The 21061-nt window shown below is 69.1% G+C and carries 24 protein-coding genes; 15 read left to right on the top strand and 9 right to left on the bottom strand.

From position 1 onward, the window contains the following. Positions 1 to 133 precede the first annotated feature (133 nt). Positions 134 to 829, top strand: a complete 696-nt coding sequence (locus tag IEZ09_RS10575; RefSeq protein ID WP_189253466.1) for a hypothetical protein — start codon at positions 134 to 136, stop codon at positions 827 to 829. On the opposite strand, the gene IEZ09_RS10570 is transcribed toward IEZ09_RS10575, so the two are convergent. Continuing rightward, positions 794 to 1267, bottom strand: coding sequence for a DUF6328 family protein (locus IEZ09_RS10570; RefSeq protein WP_229812435.1), 474 nt, complete (start codon positions 1265 to 1267; stop codon positions 794 to 796). The genes IEZ09_RS10575 and IEZ09_RS10570 overlap by 36 nt on opposite strands. A gap of 91 nt (positions 1268 to 1358) precedes the next feature. Between IEZ09_RS10570 and IEZ09_RS10565 the strand changes: the two genes are divergently transcribed. After that, positions 1359 to 1907 carry a superoxide dismutase gene (locus IEZ09_RS10565; protein ID WP_229812434.1) on the top strand — a complete coding sequence of 183 codons (549 nt, stop codon included), beginning with the start codon at positions 1359 to 1361 and terminating at the stop codon, positions 1905 to 1907. Here the strand turns inward: IEZ09_RS10565 and IEZ09_RS10560 are convergent. After that, on the bottom strand, positions 1904 to 2575 hold the full coding sequence (locus tag IEZ09_RS10560; RefSeq protein ID WP_189253463.1) for a DUF4241 domain-containing protein: 672 nt from the start codon (positions 2573 to 2575) through the stop codon (positions 1904 to 1906). The two genes, IEZ09_RS10565 and IEZ09_RS10560, sit on opposite strands and share 4 nt — an antisense overlap. 113 nt (positions 2576 to 2688) lie before the next feature. On the opposite strand from IEZ09_RS10560, the gene IEZ09_RS46310 reads away from it, so the two are divergent. The 6 genes from IEZ09_RS46310 to phoU all read left to right on the top strand — a co-directional run bounded on the left by IEZ09_RS46310 (position 2689) and on the right by phoU (position 9977). Beyond that, on the top strand, positions 2689 to 3243 hold the full coding sequence (locus tag IEZ09_RS46310) for a macro domain-containing protein (protein ID WP_229812433.1): 555 nt from the start codon (positions 2689 to 2691) through the stop codon (positions 3241 to 3243). A gap of 10 nt (positions 3244 to 3253) precedes the next feature. Further along, the gene (gene dusB, locus IEZ09_RS10555; protein WP_229812432.1) at positions 3254 to 4378 is read left to right on the top strand and encodes a tRNA dihydrouridine synthase DusB; all 1125 of its coding nucleotides are present in this window, start codon (positions 3254 to 3256) and stop codon (positions 4376 to 4378) included. Then, a complete protein-coding gene (locus IEZ09_RS10550) occupies positions 4371 to 4823 on the top strand; it encodes a hypothetical protein (RefSeq protein WP_189253461.1) in 453 nt (150 codons plus the stop codon). Before dusB ends, IEZ09_RS10550 begins: the two co-directional genes overlap by 8 nt. 141 nt (positions 4824 to 4964) lie before the next feature. Next, positions 4965 to 5819 carry a GGDEF domain-containing protein gene (locus IEZ09_RS10545; RefSeq protein ID WP_189253460.1) on the top strand — a complete coding sequence of 285 codons (855 nt, stop codon included), beginning with the start codon at positions 4965 to 4967 and terminating at the stop codon, positions 5817 to 5819. A 303-nt stretch (positions 5820 to 6122) separates the two neighbouring features. Then, positions 6123 to 9239, top strand: coding sequence for an LCP family protein (locus IEZ09_RS10540; RefSeq protein ID WP_189253459.1), 3117 nt, complete (start codon positions 6123 to 6125; stop codon positions 9237 to 9239). A 72-nt stretch (positions 9240 to 9311) separates the two neighbouring features. Beyond that, complete coding sequence (gene phoU / locus IEZ09_RS10535) at positions 9312 to 9977, top strand: phosphate signaling complex protein PhoU (RefSeq protein ID WP_189253458.1); 666 nt, start codon at positions 9312 to 9314, stop codon at positions 9975 to 9977. A gap of 4 nt (positions 9978 to 9981) precedes the next feature. Here the strand turns inward: phoU and IEZ09_RS10530 are convergent, their stop codons facing one another. From IEZ09_RS10530 to IEZ09_RS10500, 7 genes are all read right to left on the bottom strand, one after another. After that, positions 9982 to 11139: a hypothetical protein gene (locus IEZ09_RS10530; RefSeq protein ID WP_189253457.1), complete on the bottom strand. Its 1158-nt coding sequence runs from the start codon at positions 11137 to 11139 to the stop codon at positions 9982 to 9984. A gap of 10 nt (positions 11140 to 11149) precedes the next feature. Then, positions 11150 to 11926: a phosphate ABC transporter ATP-binding protein PstB gene (gene pstB, locus IEZ09_RS10525; RefSeq protein WP_189253456.1), complete on the bottom strand. Its 777-nt coding sequence runs from the start codon at positions 11924 to 11926 to the stop codon at positions 11150 to 11152. A 10-nt stretch (positions 11927 to 11936) separates the two neighbouring features. Continuing rightward, complete coding sequence (gene pstA / locus IEZ09_RS10520) at positions 11937 to 12851, bottom strand: phosphate ABC transporter permease PstA (RefSeq protein ID WP_189253455.1); 915 nt, start codon at positions 12849 to 12851, stop codon at positions 11937 to 11939. Next, complete coding sequence (gene pstC / locus IEZ09_RS10515; RefSeq protein WP_189253454.1) at positions 12848 to 13912, bottom strand: phosphate ABC transporter permease subunit PstC; 1065 nt, start codon at positions 13910 to 13912, stop codon at positions 12848 to 12850. Before pstC ends, pstA begins: the two co-directional genes overlap by 4 nt. A gap of 33 nt (positions 13913 to 13945) precedes the next feature. Next, a complete protein-coding gene (pstS, locus tag IEZ09_RS10510) occupies positions 13946 to 15049 on the bottom strand; it encodes a phosphate ABC transporter substrate-binding protein PstS (RefSeq protein WP_189253453.1) in 1104 nt (367 codons plus the stop codon). 198 nt (positions 15050 to 15247) lie between these two features. Continuing rightward, the gene (mshD, locus tag IEZ09_RS10505) at positions 15248 to 16123 is read right to left on the bottom strand and encodes a mycothiol synthase (RefSeq protein ID WP_189253452.1); all 876 of its coding nucleotides are present in this window, start codon (positions 16121 to 16123) and stop codon (positions 15248 to 15250) included. 10 nt (positions 16124 to 16133) lie between these two features. After that, positions 16134 to 16886: a response regulator transcription factor gene (locus IEZ09_RS10500; RefSeq protein WP_189253451.1), complete on the bottom strand. Its 753-nt coding sequence runs from the start codon at positions 16884 to 16886 to the stop codon at positions 16134 to 16136. Between the two features lie 189 nt (positions 16887 to 17075). Between IEZ09_RS10500 and IEZ09_RS10495 the strand changes: the two genes are divergently transcribed. From IEZ09_RS10495 to IEZ09_RS10470, 7 genes are all read left to right on the top strand, one after another. Next, entirely contained in the window at positions 17076 to 17783 is a 708-nt protein-coding gene (locus tag IEZ09_RS10495) for an alpha/beta hydrolase (protein WP_229812431.1), read from the top strand. Further along, positions 17780 to 18601: an LmeA family phospholipid-binding protein gene (locus tag IEZ09_RS10490; protein ID WP_189253449.1), complete on the top strand. Its 822-nt coding sequence runs from the start codon at positions 17780 to 17782 to the stop codon at positions 18599 to 18601. The genes IEZ09_RS10495 and IEZ09_RS10490 overlap by 4 nt, the downstream gene beginning before the upstream one ends. Next, the gene (locus IEZ09_RS10485; RefSeq protein ID WP_189253448.1) at positions 18598 to 19002 is read left to right on the top strand and encodes a thioredoxin family protein; all 405 of its coding nucleotides are present in this window, start codon (positions 18598 to 18600) and stop codon (positions 19000 to 19002) included. Before IEZ09_RS10490 ends, IEZ09_RS10485 begins: the two co-directional genes overlap by 4 nt. 79 nt (positions 19003 to 19081) lie before the next feature. Continuing rightward, the gene (locus IEZ09_RS47825) at positions 19082 to 19159 is read left to right on the top strand and encodes a putative leader peptide (protein WP_352235731.1); all 78 of its coding nucleotides are present in this window, start codon (positions 19082 to 19084) and stop codon (positions 19157 to 19159) included. A gap of 73 nt (positions 19160 to 19232) precedes the next feature. After that, positions 19233 to 19670, top strand: coding sequence for a DUF4395 domain-containing protein (locus tag IEZ09_RS10480; protein WP_189253447.1), 438 nt, complete (start codon positions 19233 to 19235; stop codon positions 19668 to 19670). A gap of 29 nt (positions 19671 to 19699) precedes the next feature. Next, on the top strand, positions 19700 to 20545 hold the full coding sequence (locus tag IEZ09_RS10475; protein WP_189253446.1) for a sulfurtransferase: 846 nt from the start codon (positions 19700 to 19702) through the stop codon (positions 20543 to 20545). A gap of 5 nt (positions 20546 to 20550) precedes the next feature. Further along, on the top strand, positions 20551 to 20850 hold the full coding sequence (locus IEZ09_RS10470) for a DUF1416 domain-containing protein (protein ID WP_189253445.1): 300 nt from the start codon (positions 20551 to 20553) through the stop codon (positions 20848 to 20850). Positions 20851 to 21061 lie beyond the last annotated feature (211 nt).

The raw sequence follows: 21061 nt of genomic DNA, 5'->3' as shown, positions 1-21061 counted from the left end.
TCCCTGTCCGTCTACCCACTCGTCGAACGGCACGGGCGCGAATCGACATGGCCGACGGAAAGATTCACGAAGCCATGGCGAGTCGGACCGTGGTCCGATCCGGGTGCGCGTTCGCGCTGGCAGCGTGAACGTCATGAGGTTTCCGAACGGGTGGGTCGCAGGCGTGGCGCTGGTCGCCGGGCCGGTGTTGCTGCTGGTCGGCACGTTGCTGAGGTCGCCGTACCACTTCTTCTTCCCGGACCAGCTGAAGGCGGCCGCCGAGCATCCGGCGTTGATGACGGCGGCGTACACGGCGTTTCTGGCCGGACATGTGGTGATGTGGCCGGCGGTGGCCGAGCTGGCCCGGCGGATTGCCCGGAAGAGGACGATGTGGGCGGCTTGGGGCGGGGTGCTGGTCACGGTGGGCCTGTTCGCCAGGACGTTCCACGCCGGGGTGGACCAGGCGGCGTTCAACGCGGCCAGGCACCGCGGGGTGGAGGAGGCCACGCGGCTGGTGGCGGACGGGTACGGCGACCTGCACCTGTTCAGCTACCTGTCGTTCACGATCATGTTCGGGTGGTACGTGCTCGCGATCGGGGCTTACCTCGGCGGGGTGCTGAAGGCGGTGCCCGCGGTGGCGCTGGCGTGCATGGGGCTGTTGCCGCTGGGGGTGTTGAAGGGCACCGAGCTGGTGTCGATCATCGGCACGGCCGGGTTGTGCGTCGCGCTGGTGCCGTTGGGGATCAGGACGCTGCGGGAGCAGCCGCGGCCGAGCAGGAAGGCGCTGGTGCTGGCCGCGCCGGTCACCGCGGGGCTAGGGGCGCTCGCGGTGCTCAGCACCCTTGGTTGAGAACGGCCAGGCGAACCAGAGGCCGGCGAACACGATCAGCGCCGAGGCGCCCACGACGACCGCGACCCAGGTCGGGAGGATGACCTCCGCCAGCAGGAGGACGGTGCCGGTCATGGCCAGCGCGAGGAAGCCGAGGCCGATGAGGGCGAACGTGTTGCCGGACTCCACGACGTCCTCGCGACGGCCCTGGCGGAACAGCACGCGGTGCCAGGCGGCAGGAGCGGTGAGGAAGGCGACGGCCAGTGCCGCGCAGAACACCGTCACCATGTGCGTCGTGCGGACGAACGTGCCGGTGGAGGCGTACTTGTCGGTGAAGGCGATGGAGAGCAGGAATCCGAACAGGATCTGCACGCCGGCCTGAGCCACGCGGAGTTCCTGCAGCAGCTCGTTGACGTTGCGGGCGAGTCTGCGTTGGTCGGATTCCTCGGCTTCACTCACGTCACAACGCATACCCGAAAGGGGCCAGTTGAAACGCCGATCCCGTCTCAAAAATGGCGGAATGCGGCTGGTGGGGCTAAGCAGGACAGTCATGAAGACACTCGCAGTCGCGGTCGCCACCGGGCTCGTGTTCACCGGAACCGCACACGCGGAGCCCAGCAGGGTGGCCCACACCTCCGCCAAGTTCGAGAGCTACAGCGCGACGGCCGAGGCGGTCACGTACGACGCCGCCAAGGTGCCCACCGGCGCCAAGGTGCACGTGCTGGGAGTACCGACGCCCAACGGCGGCACGACCGTTGTGTTGCTGCTCAAGGGATTGCTGCCGGACCGGGCGTACGGGGCGCACGCGCACGTCAAGAAGTGCGGGGCGGCGCCGGCCGACTCAGGACCGCACTACCAGAACGTGGTGGACCCGAAGCAGCCGTCGGTCGACCCGGCGTATGCCAATCCCCGCAACGAGATCTGGCTCGACGTGCACACGGACAAGCACGGTTTCGCCTTCACCAAGTCCACTGTGGACTGGCAGTTCACCGACCGGCACGCGCAGTCCGTCGTGCTGCACAACGAGCACACGCACACCGGACCGGGCGAAGCCGGGACGGCAGGACCGCGCCTGGCGTGCGTGAACGTGGCTTTCTAGACGCGGTTGATGACAAAAAAGTCAGTGACGAACGCGACCGGGTCGCCCGCGGTGTTGCGGCCGACCCAGGTCGGGTAGACGCCGTCGCCCCAGCCGGTGGAGAACGCCACGACGTTCAGCCCGGACTGCGGGTCGGTGACGTTGGCGGGACCGCGGCCGCCGCCCACCTTGCCGAGCGCGTCGATCAGGTCGCAGTTGCCCGCCTCGTCGTCGCCGGCCAGCCGGTCGACGGCGGGTGCGGCGGCCAGGTCGAAGAACGCGCCGGTGCTCGACTTCACCTCGTAGCCGAACTCCTCCTGCATAGGTACGAGCTGGCCCGGCAGCACGGCGGGCGTCCACGAGTACGCGGGCTCGTCCCGCACCGTCACCTTCGCGGCGGCGACGCGGTAGCCCTGGCGGAGGTCGGGGAAGCCGTCGCTGTCCACCCACGAGACCAGCGAGACCGACACCGGGTACGTGCCGGGCTCGACCGTCGTGGTGAACGCCTCGGCGTCCTCCGGCCACACGACGAACGGGTCCGCCGCCACGAGTCTGCCCGTCGGCAGTGCCAGTTCGCCCACCTGTTGCACGGCCACGACCTGCTGTTCGCCACCACCGGTCGGCTTGCCGACGGGCCCGTCGACGAAGAACCGCTCGAACCCGGACCTGATCAGTTGAACCGCCCCCACGCCTAGGACACCTCCAGGGGCATGTTGGCAGAAGCCCCTGACACCCGATCGGGGCACCGGTGGGTTACCCGAAGTGCCTGCGCCGCAGCGGCAGCCGATGCGACTCTTCGGCCATGGGGTTGATCGAAGTGGAGATGGACGACGGACCAGCGTCCGCGGTGGAGGTCGCCGACGAACGGGCACTGACGGACTACTACGTGAACGCGCTGCTCACAGCCGAGGAGCAGGAGCGGGACGAGGTCGCGATCCCGGTCGTCACCGCAGGCTTCCCGGTTGAACGGGCGGCGGAGATCGCCGCGATGACGATCCGTTCGCTGGCGATCATCGACCGGATCCGGCTGGTCGCCTTCGACGAGGAGACCTGCCTGGCGCTCCGCACCCACCTCGCCGCCCCCGTCGAGGAGAGCTGCCCGAGGTGTGGGGCACGGGCGGTCCCGATCGCCTACGGCCCGTGGAACGCGCGCAACATGGCGGCGAGGGACGCCGGGCTGGTGGCGCTCGGCGGCTGCTTCGTGATGGACGACGGCACGGATGCCCAGTGGGAGTGCACGGCGGACGGCGAGCACCGGTGGACCAACGGTGAACGTGACGAACGTCGCCATCAGGTCGCGGTCCTGGACGTCCTCGACGTCGCGTTCGGTGAAGATCGCGGCAGGTCAGTGCCGTAACCTGGAGGGCGTGTCCGTTCCCTCCACCCTCAAAATCGGCCCGTTCGCCGTCGATCCGCCCGTTGTGCTGGCCCCCATGGCCGGCATCACCAACGTGGCGTTCCGGCAGCTGTGCCGTCGGTACGGGGCCGGGCTGTACGTGTGCGAGATGATCACGGCGCGGGCGTTGGTCGAGCGGGACGCCATGACCATGCACATGATCACGTTCGACGAGGACGAGCACCCGCGGTCGATGCAGCTCTACGGCGTCGACCCGAAGAACGTCGGCGAGGCCACGAAGATGATCGTGGACGAGAACCTCGCCGACCACATGGACATGAACTTCGGCTGCCCGGTGCCCAAGGTGACGCGCAAGGGCGGCGGGGCGGCGTTGCCGTACAAGCGGGAGCTGTTCCGGCAGATCGTGCGGGCCGCCGTGCGCAACGCGGGGGACATGCCGGTCACCGTGAAGTTCCGCATCGGCATCGACGACGACCACCTCACGTACCTCGACGCGGGACGCATCGCGGCGGACGAGGGGGCGCAGGCCGTGGCGTTGCACGCGCGCACGGCGTCGCAGCGCTACTCCGGCAAGGCCGACTGGACCGCCATCGCGCGGCTCAAAGAGGCCGTGACGAGCATTCCGGTGCTGGGCAACGGCGACATCTTCAGCGCTCAGGACGCGCTCGACATGGTCGCGCGGACGGGCTGCGACGGTGTCGTCGTCGGGCGTGGATGCCTTGGCAGGCCGTGGTTGTTCCGCGATCTGCAGGCCGCCTTCCGGGGCGAGCCGATTCCAGCGGGCCCGAGCCTCGGCGAGGTCGCGGAGGTCCTGCGCACGCACGCCGAGCTGCTCGCCGCCCACTACGGCGAGGACAAGGGCCTGCGCGACCTGCGCAAGCACATGGCCTGGTACTGGCACGGCTTCCCGGTCGGCGGCGACACGCGGCGGGCGTTCGCGATGGTGTCGAGCCTGCAGCAGCTGGACGACCTGATCGGGCAGCTCGACCCCACCGTGCCGTTCCCCGAGCACGCCGAGGGTCCGCGCGGCAGGCAGGGGTCCGCGGCCAAGGTCGTGCTGCCGGAGGGGTGGCTGGACGACCCCGAGGACGCGACGGTTCCCGCCGGTGCGGACGTGATGCACTCCGGTGGCTGAGCGCGTCGCGGTTCTCCTCGCCTCGCTCGCGCTTCTCGCGGGCTGTGCCGGTCCGGTCGCGGGCACGGCACGACCTGTCCAGCTGACCGACGGCAACCGCGCCAAGTTCAAGGAGTTCTACGAGCGCCTCAACAAGGCGGGCGACGAGGGTGCGTCGCAGCAGCAGAAGTTGTTGAAGGACACCCAGCATCCGGACTTCCGGCAGAAGACGTGCGATCTTCGCGGCGCCACGATCAAGGTCGAGCCGACCTGGTCGACGCTTCGCAGCGACGCCGACTGGGCACCCCCTGGCGAAAAGGCCCATCCGCGAGGGGACGTGTACGTCGTGGCGGTCACCGTCACGCTGCGCCAGGAGGACGCGGTGATCGGCAGCCAGATCGGATCGCTGCACGTCGTGCTGCTGGACGACCAGGTGTACGGGTTCGCGCCCTGCCTCGGTGGCTGAACGGGTTGTTGATCACCCAAGCTCACTTGATCGGAGCAGCTGACGGTCAACCGGACGGGGGAAATCCCACTCCGACGCGTCCTTCTAGCTCAAGCGCCGCCCCTCGGGAGACGACACCTGGCAAGTAAGGAGGTGACCGCGATGACCGCGCTGCGACCCGAAATCGCAGAGACCCAGTCCGACGGCGACGCTCCCGACGCCGATCGGCAGGGTCCCGGGCTTGTCGGGCTGCACGAGTCCATCGCGACGTTGCTCGCCTCCCGCGGCCAGTGGCGCCAGGCGTACCAGCACCTGCGTTCCGCTCTCGACCTCGTCCACGCCGACCAGGACGAGGAGCCGCACGTTCCCGAACAGCTGCGCCGCGAGGTCGACCGGCTGCGCCGGGAGCACGCAGAGGCGCGCGAGCAGAGCCTGCGCGACAGCCTCACCGACTCCTACAACCGCCGCTACCTCGACCAGCGGCTGATGGATCTGCTGGCCGAGCACGGCGCGTGCCGGCACGGGCTCGCCATCGCGCTCATCGACCTCGACTGGTTCAAGCAGGTCAACGACTCGTTCGGGCACCTGCTCGGCGACCGGGTGCTGCAGCGGGTGGTCGAGCTGCTGCAGGACGGTCTGCCCGAGGGCGCCTTCTGCGCCCGCTACGGCGGCGAGGAGTTCGTGCTCGTGCTGCCGCGGGTGGACGCCGCGACGGCCGTGGAGATCGCCGAGGCGGCCAGGGAACGTGTCGAGCGTCACCCGTGGCAGGAGATCGCGGACGGGCTGCGCGTGACCGTCAGCGCCGGTTTGGCGTACGAACCGCCCGCGGACGAGGCGCCGGAACGCCCGGCGGTCAGCGCCGAGCAGCAGCTGCTGCGCGCCGACAGCCTCCTGTACACGGCCAAGCAGTCAGGCCGCAACGCGGTGGCGTACCGTGCGGATGGACGGGTCCGCCTCGCAGGCGCGGCGGCAGGTAGGCGTGCCATCACCGAGACGCGTGTTCTCGGTTACTACTGAGTGAGCTGGCTCACCCGTTCAGGGCAGACGGACTGCGCGTAATCGCGTATAGATAGCAGCCGTATCACCCGGAGTGGTCGTCAGAAGTCGGCTACATCCGTAGTATCGCGGGCGCAACTGACACGCCCGGTGATGCAACCGTTGTATCCCGGTCGTCGTCATCTCGTAATGACGAACCGCTATTAGCTTCTGACCCAGAAGGGAGATTGGGTGCCCGACGACCCCCGACGTGGCGGCCCCTCTTCCCGCGGTGATCAGGATCCCCAGCACCACGACCAGCCGACCGGCCGTAGACGTCGCTCGATGGAAGGCTCTGGGGGCCTGAGCGTCTCGGACCTCATCGAGCAGCACAGCAGGACGAACCTCCCCCGACCCGTCCCGCCAGGCTCGCCCGACGCTCCCACGACAGGCAGGCGTGCCCTGCCGGACCCACCCGCGACGGGCAGGCGTGCGCTGCCCGACCCGCCGGCGCAGCAGCCGCCGGTGGCTCACCGGCCAGGTGAGCAGACCGGCAGGCGCCACCGTCCGGACGTGCCCGCCGAGCAGACGGGAACGAGGCCGAGGCCCGGCTTCCCGCCTCCCGGTGAGCAGACCGGAACGCGGCCGCGCCCCGACGCGACCGGGATGCAGCGCCGCCCGGTTCCCGGTGAGCAGCGGCGCCCCGGTGACACCGGCCCGCGCAGGCTCGCGCCCGGCGACGCCCCGTCCTCCAACGGCATCCAGCGACCGCAGCCACCCGGCGACGCGGCCGCCAACGGCATGCCGCGCCCGCCCGTCGACCCGCGGCGGATGCCGCCCAGTGACGTGCCCTCGGCGAACGGCATCCCGCGGCGTCCCGCGCCGAACGGGGTTCCCGAGGCGAACGGCATGCCCAGCGGCACGATGCGCCGCCCGGCACCCGACGCCAACGGCGCACCGCCGCCGCGCAGGCTCGCGCCCGGTGACGCGCCCTCGTCCAACGGGATTCCGCGTGCACTCGTGCCCGGTGACGGGACGGCGAACGGCATGCCCCGCCCGAAGGCACCTGTGGACGGGACTGCCAACGGCATGCCTCGTCCGCCCGCACCCGGTGACGCGGCCGCCAACGGCATGGCACGCCGGAAGGCACCTGGCGAGGTAACCGCGAACGGCATGCCTCGTCCGCCCGCACCTGGCGACGCGGCCGCCAACGGCATGGCACGCCCACCCGGCGACGGGCCCGCCAACGGCATGCCTCGTCCCAAGGCGCCCGGCGACGGGCCTGCCAACGGCATGGCGCGCCCCAAGGCACCCGGCGACGGGACCGCCAACGGCATGCCGCGCCCGCCCGCACCCGGCGAGGGAGCGGAACGCAGGCCCATGCCCCCGAACGGGGACATGACCGGCCGGCACCCGATGCCGTCCCGCGCGGAGTCGAGCGGCCCTCGTCCGATGCCCCCGAGGGCAGAGTCGAGCGGTCCGCGTCCGATGCCCGGCGGCGGTGCGGCCATCGCCAACCGGCTCGGCGGCGCACCCGCCGGTCCCGCAGTACCCGGTGCCCCTGCGGCAGCCGGTGCCCCTGCGGCAGGCGGCGCTCCCGCGGCAGCCGGTGCACCGGCGAAGCCCGAGGAGCCCAAGACCGACGCGCCCGGCCCCGAGGCCACCCAGATCGCCGCGGCGGTCGGCGTGGCCAAGGTCGAGAAGCGCGAAGACATGGACCCGATGTGCCTCACCACCGAGATGGAGGCCATCGGCGAGGACGTGAAGAAGCGTCGCGAGGTCGACCACACCCTCGCGCGGTTCTCCGCGGTGCACGACGAGCTGCTCGAGCAGGAGCGCCAGCGCAAGGAGCGGCGCGCCAAGCTCATGCCGTGGGTCAAGGACGACGACGAGCTCGACGAAGCGACCCAGTTCGCGGATCCGGTCACGCTCGGCGAGGGCGAGGAGGGCGACGAGCAGAAGGTCGTCGGCCGCACGCCGCAGCAACGCAGGCTGATGCGCACGGCCAGGATCGGGGCGATCGCCGCCGCGGCCGTGGTCTTCGTGTCGACCGGTGTTGGCTGGGCCGCGATGAAGTGGGCCGACTCCAAGATCCAGAAGATCGACGCGCTCGGCGGCAACTCGCAGGCGGTGCATCAGGCGGAGAAGCAGCTCGGTGACGAGAACTTCCTGCTCGTCGGCTCGGACACCAGGGCAGGCGCGAAGGCGGGCGACAACGTCGGCACGCAGGCCACCGAGGCTGGTGCGCGCTCGGACGTGATCATGCTCGCGCACATCCCCGCCGACCGGAAGCGCATGGTCGTCGTGTCGCTGCCGCGTGACGTGCGGGTCGACCGGCCCGCATGCCGCAAGTGGAACCCGGACACCGGCCAGTACGGCGGACCTCTGGCTCCTGAGAAAGAGGTCATGGCGAACTCCGTCTACAACGACGGTGGGCCCGAGTGCGTGGCCAACATGATGACCCAGCTGTCCGGCCTGAAGATCAACCACTTCGTGAGCATCGACTTCGTCGGGTTCCGCGAGATGTCGACCGCGATCGGCGGCGTGCAGATCTGCACGCCCAAGGCGATCAAGGACGACGAGCTCGGCGTGGTGCTCGACAAGCCGGGCAAGTACACGCTCAAGGGCGACCAGGCGCTGCAGTACGTGCGCGCCCGCAAGGTCGCGGGTGACGTCGGCGGAGACTTCGACCGCATCAAGCGGCAGCAGGGGTTCCTGTCGGCGATGCTGCGCCAGGCGTTGTCGAACGAGGTGCTGCTGAGCCCCAGCAAGCTCAACAACTTCATCAACGCCCTCACCAGGTCCACGGTCGGCGACAACATCGACGTGGCGTCGCTGCTGGAGCTCGCGAACTCGTTGCAGAGCCTCGACGCCGGCCGCGTCTCGTTCGTGACGATGCCGCACTGGACGGACGAGGGCCAGACGAAGTCCAACGACGACAACATCGAGCGCCTGCGGGACGACGACGTCAAGAAGCTGTTCCAGACGATCATCGACGGAACGCCGCTGCCGCAGGAGAAGCCGACCGAGCAGACGCCTGGCGACGCCAACACCCCGGCCAAGCCCGGCTCCGTGATCGACCCCAAGCAGGTCACGATCCAGGTGCTCAACGGTGACCCGGCGGGCAACCGGGCCGCCAACCTGGCCGCCAACGCCCTGCAGCAGAAGGGCTTCAAGATCTCGAACCGGGGCGAAGCCACGGAGAAGGGCGCGAAGACCACCATCAAGTTCGCGAAGGGCCGCGAGGACTGGGCGGCGACGCTCAAGGCCGCGGTGCCCAGTGCGGACTTGGTGGAGGCACCCGAGATGGGCGGCGCGGTGGTGCTCACGATCGGCTCGAGCTTCGACGAGGAGATCGTGAACCCGCAGCCGGGGACGCAGCAGAACCAGCCTCAGAACCAGAACCAGACGGCCGGGAAACTGGACGTCGTGAACGCTGCAGAGGACCCCTGCGCGAAGTGATTCGCCTGGGGTTCATCTGCGGTTCATTCTGCAATGTCGCTGCGGCGGTGGTCGGGACGTAGGCTGAGCGCCATGCGCGAGGCCTACCACGACCAGCTCGAACAGCTCGCCGACCGACTGGCCGACATGACCGGCATGGTCGCCGAGGCGATGGAGAACGCGACCGCTGCCCTGCTGCAGGCCGATCTCGGCCTCGCGGAGCAGGTCATCAGCGGTGACCAGAAGGTCGACGACGTCCGCTCCAGCATCGAGGAGCAGTCGTACGCGCTCCTCGCGCTGCAGGCACCCGTCGCGACCGACCTGCGCACCGTGCTCGCGGTCATCCACGCCGCCGAGAGCGTCGAGCGGATGGGCGACCTCGCCCTGCACGTCGCGAAGGCCGCCCGGCGCCGCCACCCGGCGTCCGCGCTGCCGGAGGACGTGCGGCCGTACTTCGCCGAGATGGGCCAGATCGCGGTCAAGCTCGCGAACGAGGCGGCAGAGATCATCCGAAACAAGGACGTCGACCGCGCGCGCAGCCTCGAGGAAGAGGACGACGCGATGGACGACATCCACCGCCACCTGTTCTCGGTGATCATGGACAAGGAGTGGCAGCACGGCGTCGCCGCCGCGGTGGACGTGACGCTGCTCGGCCGCTTCTACGAGCGCTACGGCGACCACGCCGTGTCGGTCGCCAAGCGCACGGTCTTCGTCGTCACCGGCCGGATGCCCGGCTACGGTGGCGACGAGAACCTCTAGTCACTCAGCGGAACTGCCCATCGCGTTCTGCCGCGAGCTCCGGATCGGCGTAGGCCTCGGAGAACTCGGCGAGCACGGTGGGCAGTTCTTCGTCCCACGCCGCCCGCGCCTCGTCCCGCGGCAGGTCCCGCGCGTCGACGGTGAAGTACGCCCACGCACGCACGATGTCCGGCAGCAGAGCCAGGTCCTCGTCCGACACGTGCAGCCGCGCGGCCACGTTCAGGATCAGCACGGCGGTGAGCGACGCCGGCCCGTACACGACGGGGTCGCGGTTCTGCTCCACCGCAGCCGAAGCGACGACTCGGGTGAACGACCGCGCGGCCTCGACGTCGGCGATCCCGTGCTCTGAAGCCAGAAACGCCTCGACGACCTCGTCCGTCCTTTCTGGACTGACGACGGGAATCTCGTAGTCGTCCGGCACCAACGCGCTCACGCGGGCGTCGGCGAGGGCGATCAGCTGGATCGGGTGCCGCACGTCCTCGGAGCCGATCAGGCCTTCCTCGGCCTCCTCGTCGGGACCGTCCTCCCAGAACTGCTCGATGTCGGGCCACACCCGGTCGAACGCCTCGGCGGCGCTCAACGGCGTGATCAGGTCGCGGAACGCGTCCGGGGTGGAGGCGATCATGTCCTCCAGCAACGCCGTGGTGCCCTCGTCCGGCGTGGCGAACAGCTCGATGGCGGTGGCCCCGAGCACCGGCTGGCGCATGAACAGCACCGTCTCACGTGCCGAGGCGCGTTCCTGGGTGATCGCGACGACTTCCACGTCCCCCAACAGGTTCGTGACGAGGAAAGCCTCGCGGAACTCCAGAGAGGCCCCCGCGACGTACCAGGACGGCTCCGCAACACCGCGCGCCGCAACGGTTTCCGCGGCCGCTGCGGCAGCGGCACGGGTCTCCTCATCGCCCACACCGGACAGCGCGCGCAACGCGGTGAGCGCCGCCGGGTCGTCCATCGCGGCGAGAGCGTCGATCATCGGCGTGTGGCCGGATCCGGCGAGCCACAGGGTGGCGTACAGCTCGCTCGCCCAGGCGTCCGCGAGCAACCAGGACTCCGAACGCAGCGCGGCCGCCGACTCGAGCAACGCCCCGTACGGGGACTGCTTCTCGGGCCGGCGGCCGACCTTGCCTTGCTTCTTCTTGCGGGACTTGCTCTGCGGGCTCACCCGCAGAAATTTAGCCGAACCGACCGGAGATGTAGTCCTCGGTCGCCTTCTGGCCGGGGTTGGAGAAGATCTTCTCGGTGTCGTCGACCTCGATCAGCTGACCGGGCTGACCGACCCCCAGCAGGTTGAAGAACGCCGTCTGGTCGGACACACGCGCGGCCTGCTGCATGTTGTGCGTCACGATGACGATCGTGTAGTCCTTCTTCAGCTCCGTGATCAGGTCCTCGATCGCGAGCGTGGAGATCGGGTCCAGGGCGGAGCAGGGCTCGTCCATCAGCAACACGTCCGGCTGCACCGCGATGGCACGCGCGATGCACAGACGCTGCTGCTGACCACCGGAGAGGCCGCCGCCGGGACGGTCGAGGCGGTCCTTGACCTCGTTCCAGAGGTTGGCGCCGCGCAGGGAGCGCTCGGCGACCTCGTCGAGCTCCTTCTTGTTCTTCACGCCCGCGAGCTTCAGGCCCGCCACCACGTTGTCGCGAATGGACATCGTGGGGAACGGGTTCGGCCGCTGGAACACCATGCCGATGGTGCGGCGCACCTCGACCGGGTCCACAGTGGACGCGTAGATGTCCTCGCCGTCGAGCAGCACCTTGCCCTCGACGCGCGCGCCGGGCGCGACCTCGTGCATGCGGTTCAGCGACCGCAGCACGGTCGACTTGCCGCAACCGGAGGGGCCGATGAACGCGGTCACGTTCTTCGGCGGCACCGCGAGCGAGACGTTCTCGACGGCGTGGAACTTGCCGTAGTAGAGGTTCAGGTCCTTGATGTCGAGTCGCTTGGCCATGTCCGCCCGCTCACTTCGTCTTCGGCGCCAGCACCCGCGAGATCACGGTGGCCAGCAGGTTGAACAGGGTGATGATCAGCACGAGCGTGATCGCCGCGCCCCACAGGCGCTCGAAACCGGCCTGCGTCGGGTTGTTGCGCTCGTTCACCATCATCAACGGCAGCGACGCCATCGGGCCGCTGAACAGGTTGTAGTTGATGAACGGCGCGTAGGCCGCGAGCACCAGCACCGGCGCGGTCTCACCCATGACGCGGGCGAGCGCGAGCATGATGCCGGTCAGGATGCCGGAGAGGGCCGTCGGGATGACGATCTTGACGATCGTCTTCCACTTGGGGATGCCCAGCGCGTAGGAGGCCTCGCGCAGCTCGTCCGGGACGATCTTGAGCATCTCCTCGGTCGTGCGCACCACGACCGGAACCATCAGCAGCACCAACGCGATCGACACCGCGAACGCGCTGCGGCCCATGCCCGCGTAGGTGATCCACACCGTGTAGACGAACAGCGCCGCGACGATCGAGGGGACACCGGTGAGGATGTCGACCATGAACGTCGTGGCCTTCGCGAGCTTCGAGCGGCCGCCGTACTCGACGAGGTAGATCGCGATCATGATGCCGATGGGCACGGAGATGATGCCGCACACCAGGCCCTGCACCAGGGTGCCGTAGATCGCGTGGTACGCGCCGCCGCCCTGCTGACGGGCCAGCAGGCCCGACAACGACTTCTGCCACCAGTCACCGTCGAGGATGACCGGGAAACCGCGCTGGATCACGGTGTAGAGCACCCACACCAGCGGGATGATCGCGATCAGGAAGGCACCCCACACGAGCGTGGTGGCGAAGCCGTTCTTGATCCGGCGGGAGAGGCTGACCGCCTGGAACGTCGGCGGCGTCGCGAGGCGCGTGGGGTCCGCGAGGTTCGTGCTCACTCGTACTCCTTGTGGCCGGCGACGATCGAGCGCGCGATGGCGTTCACGACGAAGGTCAGCACGAAGAGCACCAGACCGGCCGCGATGTAGGCACCGGCCGACCGCGTGTCGTTGAACTCCGGTGCGGCCAGCGCGATCTTCGACGCGAACGTGGCACCGCCGTCGAAGAGCGACCAGCCGAACGAGGCCGACGTGGTGCTCAGGATGATCATGACGGCGATGGTCTCGCCGAGCGCGCGGCCGAGACCGAGCATCGAGGCGGAGACGTAACCGGCCTTGCCGAACGGCAGGACGGTCGTGCGCACGACCTCCCACTTGGTCGCGCCGAGCGCGATGGCGCCCTCGATGTGCATCCGGGGCGTGCGGTCGAAGACCTCGCGGCTGACGGCCGTGATGATCGGCAGGATCATCACCGCGACGACGATGCCCGCGGTGAAGATGGTGCCGCCGAGCTGCACGTTGACGTTGCCCTTGGCGAACAGCGGGATCCAGCCGAGGTTCTCGATCAGCCACTCGGAGAACGGGAAGAGCACCGGGCCGAGCACGAACAGGCCCCAGAGACCGAAGACGATCGACGGAACCGCCGCGAGCAGGTCCACGACGTACGCGAACGGCCGGGCGAGGTTGCGCGGCGCGTACTGGGTGAGGAAGAGCGCGATGCCCAGCGCGATCGGCATCGCGATCAGCAGCGCGAGGATCGAGACGATCACCGTGACGAGCAGCAGGTCGAGGATGCCGAACCGCAGGTTCGCCGGGTCCGTGGTGTTCCACTCGCGACTGGTCAGGAAGTTGATCTGGTCCAGCCCGAGGGACGGGATGGCCTGCAGGATCAGGAACAGGCCGATCGCGCCGATGAGGACGACGATGAAGACACCGGATCCCGTGGCGAGGCCGCGGAAGATGCGGTCACCGGGCCGGACGTGCGGTGCCTTGGTGGTTTCTGGAGCTGCCGGTGTCGGGGGAATCGGAGCCTCCGAGGCGGTGGGAGCAGCCGCAACGCCCCGCACGGCTCCGGGGTCACCGGAGCCGGCGGGGCGCTTGGCCACGACGGGATCGTTCATCGCGTCAGCGTCGTTCGCAGTCTCGCATCAACCTCAGGCGATCGCCTTCACAGCGGTCAGCAGCTTCTCCTGGAACGCCTTGGGCAGCGGCACGTAGCCGGCGTCGGCGAGCTGCGCCTGACCCGTGGTGGCGGCGACGGTGAGGAACGCCTTCACGGCCTTGGCGGTGTCGGCGTCGTAGCCCTTCGAGCAGACGATCTCGTAGGTCGCGAGCAGCAGCGGGTACGCACCGGCGGTCTTGGTGCCGTAGATCGAGTTGAGGTCGAGGACCAGGTCGTTGCCCTCACCCTTGACCTTGGCGCCGTCGATGGCCTTGCCGGCCGACTCGGCGTTCAGCTCGACGGCACCGGCACCGGAGTCGATCTTGGCGATCGAGAGCTTGTTGTCCTGCGCGAACGACCACTCGACGTAGGTGATGGCGCCGTCGATCGAGCCGACGGCCTGCGCGACACCGGCGGACTTCTCCTTGCCCTCGCCGACACCGCCCTTGAACTGCTTGCCGTCACCCTTGGTCCAGCCACCGGCGGTGGTGAGGTACTTCTGGAAGTTGTCGGTGGTGCCCGACTCGTCCGAGCGGTAGATGACCGCGATGTCCTTGTCCGGCAGGTTCGCGGAGCCGTTCAGCGCCTTGATGGCCGGGTCGTTCCACTTCTTGACGGCACCGCTGAAGATCGCGGCCGTGGTCTTGGCGTCCAGCACGAGGCTGTCCACGCCGGACACCTTGTAGCCGATCGCGACCGGACCGAACACCAGCGGGAGGTTCCACGCCGGGTTGCCCTGGCAGCGCTTGGTGGCGGCCTCGACCTCGGCGCCCGCCTTCAGCGCGGAGTCCGAGCCACCGAAGTCGACCTGGCCCGCGTTGAAGTTCTTGACGCCGGCACCGGAGCCGGAGGGGTTGTACGCGAGGTCCGCACTCGGGCACGCCGCCTTGTAGGCCTGGACGAACGCGTCAATGGCGTTCTTCTGCGCGGAGGAGCCCTCAGCGTTCAGCTTGGTCTTGCCACCGCACGCAACGTCGGACGCGGCGGGGGTGTTGTTGCCACCGGCACCCGTGTTGTTGTCGGAGCCACACGCACCCAGAAGAAGCGCGCTGGCCGCGACGAGGCCGAGCACGGCGCCGTGCCGCTGGATCTTCACCTTGGTCCTCCACCTTGCGGAAGCGTTAGCGGTTTCGCGACGGACGTCGCCGCTCGCTTCGGAAGGTAGGTATCCATGGTGGACAGCCCACCTAGTCGGGGTGAACGGCAGGTGAACACCGAACGGGAAGTGACCAGCCACACGGCCGAAAGAGTGATGCCGTGACCAGCGCGTATGCGGTTTGTGACGGTCTGTTGACTACCGGCCGTACTGGACGTCGGCGTCCCAGAGCGTGAAGCCGAGCTTGGTGTAGACCCGCACCGCCGCCGTGTTGTCCGACTCGACGTACAGCATGACCTCCTTGACCTGCTGTTCGCGCAGGTGCCGCAGGCCGGCGAGAGTCAGCGCCTTGCCCAGACCGCCGCCCTGGCGGTCGGGGTCGACGCCCACCACGTACACCTCGCCCAGCTCGGGCGTGTGCACCTTGGTCCAGTGGAAGCCGGCCAGCCGGTCCTCTGCGTCGAACGCGAGCAGGAAGCCCTTCGGGTCGAACCAGTCCTCGTTCTCCTTGGCACGGACGTCCTCGATCGACATCGAGCCCTGCTCGGGGTGCCAGTCGAACGCGCGGTGGTTCACGTAGACGACGGCGGCCTCGTCCTTGCCGGGGACGAACGCCCTGATCGTGATGCCGTCGGGCAGCTCGGGCTCCGGCAGCTCGTTCTCCACCCGCAGCCGCATCCGCAGCAGTTCGCGGACCTTGCGGAAGCCGAGCTTCTCCGCGAGCTTCTCGGCGTCCGGGTGGCCGCCGTGCGCCCAGATCCGCAGGGAGTCCTGCGGGAGGGCTTTCACCAGTGCCTCGCCGACGCCCTGATGGCGGTACTTCGGGTGCACGGCGAGTTCGGCGACCTTGTGGCCGCCGGAGTCACCGATCATGTCGACGTGCGCGTACCCGGCGAGCTCGCCGTTCAGGTGCGCGAGGAGGTGCTTGCTGCCGGTGGCACCGGGGCGCATCCGCAGTCGCACGGCCTCGCCGACCGGCGCCACGCCGTCGGTCTTCTCCGCGGCCGCCAGCAGCTCCCCGGCTTCGGCAGCCTGGTCGGTCGTCAGCTCGTCGTACCAGCTCAGTTGCGCCACACAGGCGAACCTACCGCGCGATCACAGCCTCATCCAGGACACGGACCACGTCGTCGACCTCGGTGACGTCCGGACGACGCGAGGAGCCGGGACGCGGCGGGCGGACGAACTTGTAGCCCACGTTGCGCACGGTGCCGATCAACGCCTCGTGCTCGGGGCCGAGCTTGGCGCGCAGCCGTCGCACGTGGACGTCGACGGTGCGGGTGCCGCCGAAGAAGTCGTAGCCCCAGACCTCCTGCAGCAGCTGCGCGCGGGTGAAGACCCGGCCCGCGTGCTGCGCGAGGTACTTGAGCAGCTCGAACTCCTTGTAGGTGAGGTCGAGCGGGCGGCCCTTGAGGCGCGCGGTGTAGGTGGCCTCGTCGATCACGAGGTCGCCGAGCTGCAGAGCGCCGTCGCCACCGGGCTGGGCGGCACCGCGGCGCGAGCGCACCAAGCGCAGGCGGGCGTCGACCTCGGCCGGGCCGGAGGTCGGCAGCAGGATCTCGTCGACCGACCAGTCGGAGTTGACGGCGACCAGACCGCCCTCGGTGACGACCGCCACCACGGGCACGTCCACGCCGGACGAGTCGAGCAGGCGGCACAGCGAGCGAGCGCCGACCAGGTCGGTGCGGGCGTCGACCAGCACGATGTCGTGCGGCCCTGCCTCGAGCAGCGCGGAGACCTCCGGGCGCAGCGGGCGCACGGCGTGGGGAAGCAGCGCCAGCGCGGGCAGCACGGCCTCCGGGTCCGGGTCTGTCGTCAGCAGAAGCACGTCGATGCTCATCGCGGCGCCCTCCTAATCGGCCGTGGTCGGTCACCTCGACCAGACCAGCGGCGTACGGTGACCGGGCCCCGTTGCCTGCGGATGACGGAGACAATACCGGTGCAACCCCAGAAATTCCCAGGTCAAGAAGTCGTGCTCACACTTGTTTCCACAAGCGTCACGCCTGTTACATCCATGTCACATGACGGCGTGCGCCTCCACGGCGTCCACTACAAGTGTGAAAGCGACCTCGCTTTCGTTGTGGGACACGGGTTCACGAACAGCGTGGCCAAGCCGTACGTCGCTCGGGTGCTCGCCAGGCTGGCCGCGCACGCCGGTGTCGTCGCGTTCGACTTCCGCGGTCACGGACGCTCCGAGGGCCGGTCCACGGTCGGTGCCGACGAGATCCACGACATCGAGGCGGCGGTGCTGAAGGCCCGCGAGCTCGGCTACTCGAAGATCGCCACGGTCGGGTTCTCGATGGGCGCGTCGATCGTCATCCGGCACGCCGCACTGGGCGAGACCCGGCCTGACGCCGTGGTCTCCGTGAGCGCTCCCGCCCGGTGGTGGTCGCGGGAGACCGCGCCGATGCGGCGGGTGCACTGGTTGCTGGAGCAGCCGCACGGCAAGCTCGCGGCCCGCGCGATCGGGGTTCGGCTCGGCGACAGCTGGGTACAACCGCCCGAGAGCCCGCTGGAGGTCGTCTCCCGCATCGCGCCGACCCCTCTGTTGATCGTGCACGGTGACCTGGATCACTATTTCGCCCCGGAACACGCCAGGTCGCTGCACCGCGCGTCCTCAGGGCATGCCGAGTTGTGGATCGAGCCCGGCATGCGGCACGCGGAATCAGCAACGACAGAAGAACTGGTAGACCGGATGGCGGCATGGATCGCCGGCAACGTCGAGGACGAGGAATGACTGCGCACACTCCGACCCACCCGAGGCCGAAGAAGAAGTCGCGGCGCGGCAAGATCCTCATCGTCACGGTGATCGTGCTCGCCGTCCTGCTCGTGGCGGCCGACTTCGCGCTCGCCGCGGCCGGTGAGTACCAGATCGCCCAGCGCATGCGGGAGAAGCTGCAGCTCAACGAGGACCCGTCGGTGCGCATCAACGGGTTCCCGTTCATGCTGCAGGCGGTCCGCGGCGACTACAAGCACGTGCGGATCGAGGCGTCCGGCGTGCCGATCAAGAACGAGCAGCAGGGCGTCGACCTGCGCGACCTCGACATCGTGGCCGACCTCCGGCACACCCGCGTCGAGCTGGCCGACCTGCTCGCGGGCAACGTCTCCAAGGCGACGATCGACGAGGTCGACGGCAGCATCAAGATCAAGTCGCTGGACCTCAACCGGCTGGCGAACCAGGTCACGCCGTTCGACAAGCTCTCGATCGAGCCGGACAACCGCGTCGCGACGCCCACGCCGACGGACGTCAACGCGCCCAAGACGACCGCCGCGATCAAGCTCTCCGGCCAGACCAAGGTCGCCGACAGGGTCGTCACGCTCACCGCGTACGGCCAGATCGCACTGGTCAGCGGTGCCATCCAGATCAACATCGACGACATCGAGCTCGAGGACGTCTCGCTCAAGCAGATCATCCCGCAGCTCCGCCAGGCCCTCGCGATCAAGATCGACCCCGGCACGCTTCCGTTCGGCGCGACGCCCACCGCCGTCGAGGTGGAGAGCGGTGCGTTCATCCTCCGGGGCGTGATCAAGGATGTACCGTTGGTCCAACGATGACTGGTGTGTGGGCGCTGCTGAGCGCGCTGGCCGTGGCCGGTGCGATCGGCGTGCTGCTCAAGGTCCGGGAGGGCCGCATCTCCCGCAAGGAATCCGTGGACCTGCCGCCTCCCGTGCGCGACCTGCTCGCGCCGGGGGTGACGCTGGTCCAGCTCTCCACGACGTTCTGCGCCCCGTGCCGCCACGCGAAGGTGATCCTGCGCGACCTGGCCGACCGCACCGAGGGCCTCACGCACGCCGAGCTCGACGTGACGAACCTGCCGGACGTCGCCGCCGCCCTGGGCGTGATGCGCACCCCGACGACGCTGGCCCTGACCGCCGACGGCACCGAGGTGTTGCGAGTCGGCGGCGTGCCGAAACGCGACACACTTCTGGCCGCTTTGCAACCACATCTGCCGTAATCCGGTCGAGTGAACCTGCGTTGTTCCACCTGATGGACATGTCTCCCGGACCGAGGGATCGAGTACTACCCTCGCTGGCATGACCATGCTGCTCACGAAGCGACGCGCGGTTGACCTGTGCCGCGTGCGCAGCAGCCTGTGTCGCACGACGAGCTGATTGGGCCGCTTGACGCCCAACAGCCACCTCTGACGGACTGAATTTCTCCTCGTCCGAATGTCCGGAGGTCGTCGTGCCGAAAGATGCCCCAGTGGACCCGCGCGGTCCGCGCTTCTCCGCCTGGATGACCACCATCATCCTGGCCGTCGTCCTGCTCACCGGCTGGTGGCGCCTGCTCGCCGCCCAGACGGTGCTGTTCGCGATGTGCGCGTTCATCTCGCTGAAGCTCAACCCGTGGGGCCACGTCTACCGCTACGCGATCCAGCCCCGCCTGACCCCGACCACCGAACGCGAAGAGGCAGCACCGCTGCGCTTCGCCCAGGGCGTCGGTTTCGTCTTCGCACTGATCGGCACCCTCGGCTACGCCACCGGCCTGACCACCCTCGGCGTCGTGGCCACCGCCCTCGCACTGGTCGCAGCACTGCTCAACGCCGCGTTGGGCCTGTGCCTCGGCTGCGAGGTCTACCTGCTGCTGCGCCGGTACGCACCCGCGCTCGCACGTCCGCAATAAAACACGCACTACTACAGGAGCAACTTCCCATGAGCCGTGAGAACGTGCTGGTCTCGGCCGCCTGGTCCGAGGAGAACCTCCAGACGCCCGGCGTCGTGTTCGCGGAGGTCGACGAGGACACCACCGCGTACGACGGCGGACACATCCCCGGCGCCGTCAAGATCGACTGGAAGACCGAACTCCAGGACCCGATCCGCCGCGACTTCGTCGACCGCGAGGGCTTCGAGAAGCTGCTCTCGGCCAAGGGCATCTCCAACGACGACACCGTCATCCTCTACGGCGGCAACAACAACTGGTTCGCGGCCTACGCCTACTGGTACTTCAAGCTCTACGGCCACCAGAACGTGAAGCTCCTCGACGGCGGCCGCAAGAAGTGGGAACTCGACGGCCGCCCCCTGGACAAGGAGGAGGTCACCCGCCCCACGACCTCCTACAAGGCCCAGGAGCAGGACCTCAGCATCCGCGCCTTCCGCGACGAGGTCGTCGACGCCATCGGCAACAAGAACCTGGTCGACGTCCGCTCCCCCGACGAGTTCTCCGGCAAGCTCCTCGCCCCGGCCCACCTCCCCCAGGAGCAGGCCCAGCGCGCAGGCCACATCCCCTCGGCCGTGAACGTGCCGTGGAGCAAGGCCGCGAACGAGGACGGCACCTTCAAGTCCAACGACGAACTCCGCGAGATCTACGCCGAGGCAGGCTTCGACGGCTCCCGCAAGACCATCGCCTACTGCCGCATCGGCGAGCGCTCCTCGCACACCTGGTTCGCCCTGCGCGAGCTGCTCGGCTACGAAGACGTGAAGAACTACGACGGTTCTTGGACGGAGTACGGCTCGCTCGTCGGCGTGCCGATCGAACTCGGTTCCGGCAAGGAGGCCTGATTTCCATGTCCGACTCATGCGGCGCGCCCGTCCAGGGCGGCACCATCGACGCTTCGACCACCGAAACGGTCCTGCAGGGCAAGGTCGTCGCCGACGGCACCCCGGTGGGCGGCGCCTACGTCCGCCTGCTGGACTCGACGGGAGAATTCACGGCCGAGGTCGTCTCCTCCCCCGAGGGCGACTTCCGCTTCTTCGCGGCACCGGGCAGCTGGACCGTCCGCGCCCTGCACCGCACCGGCAACGGCCAGGCCGACGTCTCGGCCGACGGCCCCGGCATCCACGCGGTGGAGATCGCAGTCGCCTGACACAGCCCAGAAGCTCAGCAGCTCAGCAGGTATGACGAGGCCCCCGGCGGTGCACACCGCCGGGGGCCTCCGCTCTCTCGCAAAGGCGAGGCCAGCGAAGGCGAAGCCGAAGGCGAGCCCAAGCGATGGCGCAGCCGAGCAGTCCTTGGCACACCGGGCTGGTGGGGTGGGTCCCGTCACGAGTCGTGCCTGATCGTTCGCCGCGCCCAGG

The organism is Lentzea flava, from assembly GCF_014648475.1.
GTDB lineage: Bacteria > Actinomycetota > Actinomycetes > Mycobacteriales > Pseudonocardiaceae > Lentzea > Lentzea flava.
This window is presented reverse-complemented; position numbering and strand designations above follow the sequence as displayed.